The organism is Flavonifractor plautii ATCC 29863 (assembly GCF_000239295.1).
In the GTDB taxonomy this organism is placed as follows: Bacteria; Bacillota; Clostridia; order Oscillospirales; family Oscillospiraceae; genus Flavonifractor; species Flavonifractor plautii.
On record NZ_JH417836.1, the window covers coordinates 24863 to 31247 of the forward strand.

Sequence of the window (6385 nt, forward strand, 5' to 3'; positions counted from 1 at the left end):
CTCGCGCGAGGCGGCGGCCCTAAATCCCCAGCACTTCGCACGCCGCCAACGCTGCCGCCGCACCCCAGAGCGCACTGCGCGCGCTCCGGGGACCCCACAATTTATCTTCCTCGACGGGAGTGAATCCCGCCTTCGGCAAGGTTTTGCCCCCGGCAAAACGCTTGGACGCCGCTTCCGCGGCGGCTCGCTCCCGCTCGCGCGAGGCGGCGGCCCTAAATCCCCAGCACCTCGCACGCCGCCAATGCTGCCGCCGCCTCGATCACGGGCACGGCGCGGGGGACGATGCAGGGGTCGTGGCGGCCCTTGATCTCGATCTCCGTCTCCTCCCCGGTGCGGAGATCCACGCTCTCCTGAGGCAGGGCGATGGAGGGAGTGGGACGGATGGTAACCTCAAAGGTGACGGGCATACCGTTGGTGATGCCCCCGTTGACGCCGCCGGCGTGATTGGTCTTGGTGACCACCCTTCCGTCCTTCACCTCAAAGGGGTCGTTGGCCTCGCTGCCCCGCATGAGGGAAAAGGCCACCCCCGCGCCGAAGTCCACGCCCTTGACGGCGGGGACGGCGAAGAGGTGCTGGGCGAAGATGCCCTCCACGTTGTGGCCGAAGTCGGGAGCCCCCAGCCCGGCGGGCAGCCCGAACACAGCGCACTCAATGGCACCGCCCACGCTGTCCTGCTCATTTTTGGCCTCCAGAATGGCCTGGCGCATCTCCTCCCCCTTGGCGTCGTCCAGCACAGGGAAGGGCTTGGCCGCCACGGCCTCCAGTGCGCCGGCGTCCTCCAGGGAGGCGTCGGTGATGCCGTAGATGGAGCTGATGTGGGCGCCCACCCGCACGCCCCGCAGGGCCAGCGCCTGCTTGGCCACCGCACCGGCGGCCACCAGGGGGGCGGTGAGGCGGCCGGAGAAGTGTCCGCCGCCCCGGTAGTCCTGGCACCCCTGGCTCTTGATGAAGCCGGCATAGTCCCCATGGCCGGGCCGGGGGGTGTAGCGGATGGCCTCATAGTCCTGGGAGTGCTGGTCGGAGTTGGGAATGAGCATGGCCAGCGGCGCGCCGGTGGTCTTGCCCTCGAATACGCCGGAGAGCACCTGCACCGTGTCGCTCTCCCGGCGGGCGGTGGCGGTGGGGTCCTGGCCGGGCTTCCGCCGGTCCAGCTCCCGCTGAACGGCCTCCAGATCCAGCTCCAGGCCGGCGGGTACGCCCTCCAGCACCACGCCGATGGCCGGGCCGTGGGACTCACCGAAAATCATGTGTCGCATGTGGGTTCCCTTCCTTTGCTTTCTCAGGTTTTGTGCCGGGAGGCCCCGGCCTCCGGGCGGGGCAACTTCGCCCCTGCAATATTCATACGAAAATGGCCGCATGTTTTACACGTTCATGTAGGGGCGGCCCTTGTGGCCGCCCGCAGGCGGGGACAAGCCCCGCCCCTACACCATTCGTGTAAAAACGGCTCCGTGGCCGCCCGCCCCTCCTACGTCCGGGCGATCTGACCGCCCTGGGCCTCGTAGTCTGCCCAGAAGCGGGGATAGGACTTGTTCACGCACTCCGCGCCGGTGATGGTCACCGGCCCCTGACAGCGGGTGGCCGCAATGGCGGCCATCATGGCGATGCGGTGATCGTTGTGGCCTGAGACGGTGACGCCCCCCGCCAGCCGCTCCCTGCCCCGGAGCACCAGGTGGTCGGCGTGCTCCTCCACATCGGCCCCCAGGGCGTTGAGCACCTGCGTCACAGAGGCCAGCCGGTCGCTCTCCTTGATGCGCAGGCGGGCGGCGTTGACGATGGCGGTCGTCTCCCCCGCCCGCAGGGCGGCCATGGCCGCCAGAGGGGGCACCAGATCGGGGCACTGGGACACGTCCAGCTCCGCCGGGCCGGGCCGGGTCAGGCGGGCAAGCTGCTCCCCGATCACCCCGTCGCCCTGAACGGAGCGGGGGTTCAGCCCCTCCACGTCCACCCGGTGGCCCAGGAACGCGGCGGCAAACCAGAAAGCGGCGTTGGACCAGTCCCCCTCGATGGCCAGATCCCGGTGGCGGTACACCTGGTTCCCCGGCACCCGGAAGCGCCGGTCCCCGTCGTACTCCGCCGCGACGCCGAATTGGGCCAGGGCGTCCAGGGTCATGTCCACATAGCCCCGGCTCTCCAGCGCGGTGGTGAGGACAAGTTCGCTGTCCCCCTCCAGCAGTGGGAGGGCGTAGAGCAGGCCGGTGATGAACTGGGAGGACACGTCGCCGGGCAGGGCGTAGACGCCGGGCGTCAGCCGCCCCTCCACGGCGAGCACCCCGTTTTCCAGTGTCCACGCGATCCCCTTCTCCGCAAAGAGGCGGAAATAGGGCTCCTGGGGCCGCTCCATGAGCCGCCCGTGGCCGGTAAACCGGCCGCCCCCCTTGAGGGCCAGGGCCACGGGGATCAAAAACCGCAGGGTGGAGCCCGACTCGCCGCAGTCCATGATCTCCGGCGGGGGCGTCCCGAAGCCGTCCACCAGATCGGCCCCGCGGATGATTGTGCCGTCGGCGGAGGCGTCCGCGTCCAGGGTGCGCATACAGCGCAGGGTGGCCTGGATGTCCTGGGACAGCTCCACATTGGACAGGCGGCACACCCCGTCGGACAGGGCGGCGGCGATGATCAGCCGGTGGGCCTGGGACTTGGAGGGCGGCGGGGTGACGGCGCCGCCCAGGGCGGCGGGGGTGATGGTGACGTTCATCGCAGTTCCTCCAGCAGTTTAGCCTTGGGCATCCGGTGGGGGACGGCGCGGCCCATGCGCTCCAGGAGGATCACCGAAATGTCCGCCCCCGCCCCCTTCTTGTCCAGTCCCACGGCGGCGGCGTAATCCTCCGCCGTGCAGGGGATGGCGGTGGGCAGCCCCAGGGCGGAGAGCGCCTCCTCCAGGCGCTCCGGCAGCTCCGCCGGGGTCACCCCCAGGCGTACACCCAGCCGGGCGGCGGCGCACATGCCGGCGGCCACCGCCGCGCCGTGGCTCCACTCGGTGTAGTGCCCCGCCAGCTCGTAGGCGTGGCCCAGCGTGTGGCCGAAGTTGAGGAGCATCCGCTCCCCCGTGTCCCGCTCGTCCTGTTCCACTACGCTCCGTTTAATCGCGCAGCAGGTATACAGGATGTGTTCCATTTCCGCCATCAGCTCCGCCCGGGAGGGCCGGGCCGCCAGGAAGTCGAAAAAGGCCGCGTCCTTGATGCAGCCGTATTTGACCACCTCCGCCATGCCCTCCATGAAGACAGGCAGCGGCAGAGTGTCCAGCACCTCCGGGTCCATGAGCACCAGTCTGGGCTGCCAGAAGGCCCCCGCCAGATTCTTTCCGTGCTCCAGATCCACGGCCACCTTGCCCCCTACGGAGGAATCCACCTGGGCCAGCAGAGTGGTGGGAATCTGCACGAAGTCCACGCCCCGCAGGATGGTGGCGGCGGCGAACCCCGCCAGATCTCCCACCACGCCGCCGCCCAGGGCCGCCACCGCGTCGGTGCGGGTCAGCCCGGCGTCCATCATGGCCTCCCACAGCTCGGCCAGACGGGCGGGGCATTTGGAGCCCTCCCCGGCGGGGACGGTGTGGGCGGTCACCCGGAACCCGGCCCCCTCCAGGCTGGCGCGCACCCGCTCCAGGTACAGGGGGGCCACATGGCTGTCTGTCACCACAAAAATCCGGGAGGCCCCGGGCAGGACGGCCCGAAGCTCCTCCCCCGCCCGGGTGAGCAGCCCCCACCCAATCTGTATGTTATATTCCCGCCCCGGAAGGGCGACGGTCAGCGTTTTCATGGTACGGCCTCCTCTGTTCAAAATCGACGGTATCCGTCGGGCGGGTGTGGGCACCCGCCCCTACGTGACAGCTCCGCAGGTTGCCCCAACGCAGGGGCCGACACCCCAGGGCGGCCTCTCTTGCCCCTGTGGGGCAATTCACCTTCTGCCCTCATCGGCCCACGCCAACTATCCTCCACCCTCACCGTAGGGGCGGCCCTCGTGGTCGCCCGCGGGCGGGGACAAGCCCCGCCCCTACATACTGGTGCGGCGTACGCCCCGCTTTCGGGGCCCCTACACGAACCCAGCGAAGCGGTTCGCGTGGGGAAAAGGAGGCCCAGCGGCGGGAATGAGCTTTCGGGCCTGCCCGGAAGCGAATGATCCAAAGCTTAGGCCGACGCTGTCACGCTGCGCCCCCTCCGCGGCGGGCAGCGTTCATCCGGGGTTCCTCCTCGCGGCATAGCCGCTGCGGCCTCCGCTACAAACGTGCCACCGGCACGTTTGCTCACGCTGCGGTTTCGCCTCCATGTCCTCTTAGCTCCCCTATGCGCCTACCCTACGCGCTTCTCTGTCACGCTGCGCGCCCTCCGCGACGGGCAACTGCTCACTGCTCCGCCGAACATGCCGCTGGCCTGCGGCCAGCCTGTTTTTCGGTCTGCGCAGTTCGCTGTTGCCCTGCTCCCGGGCGCTCCGCGCTTCTTTTTTATTTTACCAGCGTTTTCCCCATCAGGTCAACCATGGCAGAGACCTTGTGCATGAGGGCATCGAAGTTCTGGGGGGTGAGGGACTGCTGGCCGTCGCATTTGGCGTGGGCCGGGTCGTTGTGGACCTCGATGATGAGGCCGTCGGCGCCGGCGGCCACGGCGGCCAGGGCCAGGGGCTCCACCATCCAGTACATGCCGGCGGCGTGGGAGGGGTCCACAATCACGGGCAGGTGGCTCATCTGCTTAATGGCGGGGATGGCGGACACATCCAGAGTGTTGCGGGTGTAGGTCTCGAAGGTGCGCACCCCCCGCTCGCAGAGGATCACGTTCTCGTTTCCGGCGGACATGATATACTCGGCGGACATGATCCACTCCTCGTAGGTGTTGGACAGGCCCCGCTTGAGGAGGATCGGCTTGCTCATCTTGCCCACCTCCTTGAGCAGCTCGAAGTTCTGCATGTTGCGGGCGCCCACCTGCACCACGTCCACCTCCCGCTCGAAGAGCTCGGCCATACGGGGGTCCATGATCTCGGTGACGATGGGCAGGCCGGTCTGCTTCCGGGCCTCCATCAGCAGGTCGAGGCCCGCGGTGCCCATGCCCTGGAAGGAGTAGGGGGAGGTGCGGGGCTTGAACGCGCCGCCCCGGAGCAGGGCCGCGCCGGAGGCCTTCACGTCCTCGGCCACGGCGCAGATCTGCGCCTCGCTCTCCACCGAGCAGGGGCCGGCGATCACGGAGAAATTCCCCCCGCCGATCTTGGCGTTCCCCACGGAGACCACCGTGTCCTCCGGGTGGAACTTGCGGTTGGCCTTCTTGTAGGGCTCCTGCACCCGCATGACCCGCTCCACATGGGGGTTGATGGAGATCTTATCCATGTCCACGGCGGTGGTGTCGCCCACCAGGCCCAGGATGGTGCAGCCCACGCCGTTGGTGATGCCCACATCCAGATCCAGTTCCTTAAGCCTGGATACCAAGGCGTCGATGTCCTGCTGCCGGGTGCCGGGTTTCATAACAACTACCATGATTTTACATCCTTTCTCTCCATGCAAAAAGGGCGCCCATTGATGAAATCAATGAGCGCCCCTGCACATCCAGGTACTATGGGGCCTTCTCCGGGCCCCACCCATTCATTCCATCCCCCGTGTTTTCTCCATGCCAAAAAAGCCGGCGCCCATAAATCGAGCCCAGCCATAGGAAAACAGGAAGGATGCAGTTGTGAGGGTTTGGTCTGCCATGTCTGTGTTCCTCACTTCAACAGGTTGGTGTCATTATACCCCCATCGTTAGCGGAATGCAACGGGAAATTTTCAAAAATCCCGGTTTTTTGCCCTGGGATAGGGCGTCCGCTCGTCTGTGAGGCCCAACAGGTAGTCGATGCTGGTATTATGATAGTGTGCCAGCGCAATTAGAATTTCCGTCGGAATATCGACGTCCCCCCGCTCGTAATTACTGTAGATGCGTTGACTGCAATTCAAAATTTCCGCTATTTCTGTCTGCGTCAAATCCCTGTCTTCTCGCAAGTTACGGATACGCTCGTATTTCATGTTCCCACTTCAGGAAAAGCATACGAGCATCCCATGCTTCCCCTTGCTTTTTAGCGAATTTTTCGCTAAAATAAACATGAGGTGAATCCGATGGATTTATACTACGATATTTTATTGGCCGCTACACCGGAGGGCTGTCCCGAACCTCCGCGCTCGGATTTCTACAACGAGATGGTGGATCAGCTCTGTCGAAAGGCCCTGCGGGATATCCGGAAGATTGTTTCAGAGGAACCCTCCGGGGAGTGGGACAGTCTGCTGCAAATTGAGGATATCTGGGACGTTTTAAAATGGCTGGGGGTCTGCCGGCCCTAGACGCTGTGCATTCGTTCCAGCTGCGGGCCGGGCCTTATCAAGCGCACACCGTAGGGGCGGGGCTCGTCCCCGCCCGCCGGAGAGTGCCCGGGGCGCG

The 6385-nt window shown here is 66.3% G+C and carries 6 protein-coding genes; 1 reads left to right on the forward strand and 5 read right to left on the reverse strand.

All coding sequences use genetic code 11. The features are described 5' to 3' along the window. Positions 1-212: 212 nt before the first annotated feature. The 5 genes from aroC to HMPREF0372_RS15880 form a co-directional block, all read right to left on the reverse strand. Positions 213-1247 (reverse strand): chorismate synthase, encoded by a 1035-nt coding sequence (aroC, locus tag HMPREF0372_RS15860; protein WP_007494680.1) that lies wholly within the window; start codon positions 1245-1247, stop codon positions 213-215. A gap of 218 nt (positions 1248-1465) precedes the next feature. Continuing rightward, on the reverse strand, positions 1466-2692 hold the full coding sequence (gene aroA, locus HMPREF0372_RS15865) for a 3-phosphoshikimate 1-carboxyvinyltransferase (RefSeq protein ID WP_007494684.1): 1227 nt from the start codon (positions 2690-2692) through the stop codon (positions 1466-1468). Next, the gene (gene aroB / locus HMPREF0372_RS15870) at positions 2689-3753 is read right to left on the reverse strand and encodes a 3-dehydroquinate synthase (RefSeq protein WP_007494685.1); all 1065 of its coding nucleotides are present in this window, start codon (positions 3751-3753) and stop codon (positions 2689-2691) included. The genes aroA and aroB overlap by 4 nt, the downstream gene beginning before the upstream one ends. A 682-nt stretch (positions 3754-4435) precedes the next feature. Then, positions 4436-5455, reverse strand: coding sequence for a 3-deoxy-7-phosphoheptulonate synthase (aroF, locus tag HMPREF0372_RS15875; RefSeq protein ID WP_007494689.1), 1020 nt, complete (start codon positions 5453-5455; stop codon positions 4436-4438). A gap of 284 nt (positions 5456-5739) precedes the next feature. Beyond that, a complete protein-coding gene (locus tag HMPREF0372_RS15880; RefSeq protein ID WP_007494691.1) occupies positions 5740-5976 on the reverse strand; it encodes a helix-turn-helix domain-containing protein in 237 nt (78 codons plus the stop codon). A 90-nt stretch (positions 5977-6066) separates the two neighbouring features. On the opposite strand from HMPREF0372_RS15880, the gene HMPREF0372_RS15885 reads away from it, so the two are divergent. Next, positions 6067-6288 carry a hypothetical protein gene (locus HMPREF0372_RS15885; RefSeq protein ID WP_007494692.1) on the forward strand — a complete coding sequence of 74 codons (222 nt, stop codon included), beginning with the start codon at positions 6067-6069 and terminating at the stop codon, positions 6286-6288. Positions 6289-6385 lie beyond the last annotated feature (97 nt).

Coding starts and splice junctions, on each gene's coding strand:
- aroF (WP_007494689.1), bottom strand. CDS start 5,455: ATGGTAGTTGTTATGAAACCCGGCACCCGGCAGCAGGACATCGACGCC.
- aroC (WP_007494680.1), bottom strand. CDS start 1,247: ATGATTTTCGGTGAGTCCCACGGCCCGGCCATCGGCGTGGTGCTGGAG.
- aroB (WP_007494685.1), bottom strand. CDS start 3,753: ATGAAAACGCTGACCGTCGCCCTTCCGGGGCGGGAATATAACATACAG.
- HMPREF0372_RS15885 (WP_007494692.1), top strand. CDS start 6,067: ATGGATTTATACTACGATATTTTATTGGCCGCTACACCGGAGGGCTGT.
- aroA (WP_007494684.1), bottom strand. CDS start 2,692: ATGAACGTCACCATCACCCCCGCCGCCCTGGGCGGCGCCGTCACCCCG.
- HMPREF0372_RS15880 (WP_007494691.1), bottom strand. CDS start 5,976: ATGAAATACGAGCGTATCCGTAACTTGCGAGAAGACAGGGATTTGACG.